Consider the following 642-nt stretch of genomic DNA (forward strand, 5'->3'; position numbering starts at 1 on the left):
GAGCCAGTCGCGGACGCCGGCCAGGACGTGGGGGCCGGCGTCGGTGTCGGTGCCGCGGACGATGTCGGCGATGGTGATCGCGGCGAGTGCGTGGCGCCAGGCCCTGTCTGCCGATCCCATGGCCCGGGCGATCGTGCACGGGGCGGTGCAGGCTTCCGCCGGCGCTCCCAGCGGGCCGCGCCGGCGGATCTCGGTGCACACGAAGGCGGCGGTCGGCCCGTCGATGGCCTCGACCACGTCGAGCAAGGTGATGCTCTCCGGGGTGCGGGTCAGTGCGTAGCCGCCGGACTTGCCCTGGACGGAGTGGATGAGGCCGGCGCGGGCGAGGCACTGGAGCTGTTTGGCGAGGTAGCTGCCGGAGACGTCGTGCAGTTCGGCGAGTCTGGCCGCCGGGACGGGCCTGCTGCTCGTGGTGAGGACAACGCAGCAGTGCAGCGCCCACTCGACGCCGCCGGACATCTTCATCGTTCCGCCCGCCCTTTACTCGGCCATTTCCTATCCGAGTATAGTTCTCGGACAGGTGGTGTCCGGGTTTGGCTCGGCGGCCCGACCGGACAAAAGCCTGAACGAGATCAGCCTCGCAAGGAAAGTGTGATGAACATGACGATCGCCGTAATGGGGGGAACCGGACGCGTCGGCTCG

General features: G+C 69.3%; 1 protein-coding gene. It reads right to left on the minus strand.

Annotation, left to right across the window (positions count from 1 at the left end; translation table 11 throughout):
• Window positions 1-465 (minus strand): RrF2 family transcriptional regulator (locus ACX28W_RS44010; RefSeq protein ID WP_459005709.1); only part of this gene is annotated, 465 nt, incomplete at its 3' end.
• Window positions 466-642 lie beyond the last annotated feature (177 nt).

It is taken from the genome of Streptomyces sp. SD15, from assembly GCF_054462255.1.